The following is a 1075-nucleotide window of genomic DNA, read 5'->3' on the forward strand; positions in this document are numbered from 1 at the left end:
TGCAAGATCGCGCGGCCGGGCGGGGGTGCGGCGCGGGGGTGCGGCGCGGGGGCGCGGGGTGGGCGGGTCAGGTGGGTGGGGTGTCGAGGGGGAAGAGGAGGCAGGTGGAGGTGGCGTGGGCGATCAGGCGGTTCCTCGTGTCCGTCAGGCGGGCTTCGGCCAGGGCGGTGCGGCGGCCCTGCTGAAGGACGGTGCCCTCGCAGCGCAGGGTGCCGCTGGCCACGGTGACCGGGCGGAGGAACTTCACGTTCAGGTCCAGTGAGGTGTAGCCGACGCCCACCGGCAGGGTGGTGTGCACCGCGCAGCCGGCGGCGGTGTCCAGCAGGGTGGAGATGATGCCGCCGTGGACGGTGCCGAGCGGGTTGTAGTGGAACTCCTGCGGCACCAGCTCGACGGCGACCCGACCCTCGTCGGCCTCCATCCGGGCCATGTCGATCAGGTGCATCACCGGCGGCGCGGCCAGCTCGCCGGCGATCATCGCCCGGAGCAGCTCCAGGCCGCTGCGGCGGCCGATGTGCGCGGCCCCGGCCACCGGGTCGCTCCAGGAGAACGTGCGGCTGCGGTCCTGCGTCTGCGTCATGGACTCAGCGTCGCAGCGCGTTGCTGAGTCTGTCAATCAGACCTAGCCTGGTCGGCATGAGACCCGCGGCACTGGACTGGTCGGTGGAGAACTGCACCATCGCCCGCGCCATGGAGATCCTCGGCGAGCGGTGGACCCTGGTGGTGCTCCGCGAGGTCTTCAACGGCGTACGTCGCTTCGACGACATGCGGGTGCGCACCGGCATGCCGCGCCAGGTGCTGACCAACCGGCTCGCCATGCTGGTCGAGCAGGGGGTGCTGCGGCGGGAGCCCTACCGGGAGCCGGGCAGCCGGCTGCGGCACGAGTACCGGCTCACCGACAAGGGACTCGACCTGTGGCCGGTGCTGGTGGCGGTGCTCGGCTGGGGCGACCGCTACCTGGCCGACCCGGACGGCTCACCCCTCGCCGTCAGCCACCGCGACTGCGGCGCCGAGGTCGGGGTGGTGCTGCGGTGCGACCGGGGGCACGAGGTGACCGACCCGCGCGACGTGCTGC

The 1075-nt window shown here is 73.0% G+C and carries 2 protein-coding genes; one reads left to right on the forward strand and one right to left on the reverse strand.

Annotated features, from left to right (window positions below):
* Positions 1-67: 67 nt before the first annotated feature.
* The gene (locus tag ACWEVO_RS37040) at positions 68-580 is read right to left on the reverse strand and encodes a PaaI family thioesterase (protein ID WP_452312026.1); all 513 of its coding nucleotides are present in this window, start codon (positions 578-580) and stop codon (positions 68-70) included.
* A gap of 56 nt (positions 581-636) precedes the next feature.
* Here ACWEVO_RS37040 and ACWEVO_RS37045 point away from each other — a divergent pair.
* Positions 637-1075: winged helix-turn-helix transcriptional regulator (locus tag ACWEVO_RS37045; protein WP_452312027.1), on the forward strand; the 439-nt coding region annotated here is incomplete at its 3' end.

The sequence above is a fragment of the Micromonospora sp. NPDC003776 genome, assembly GCF_053605645.1.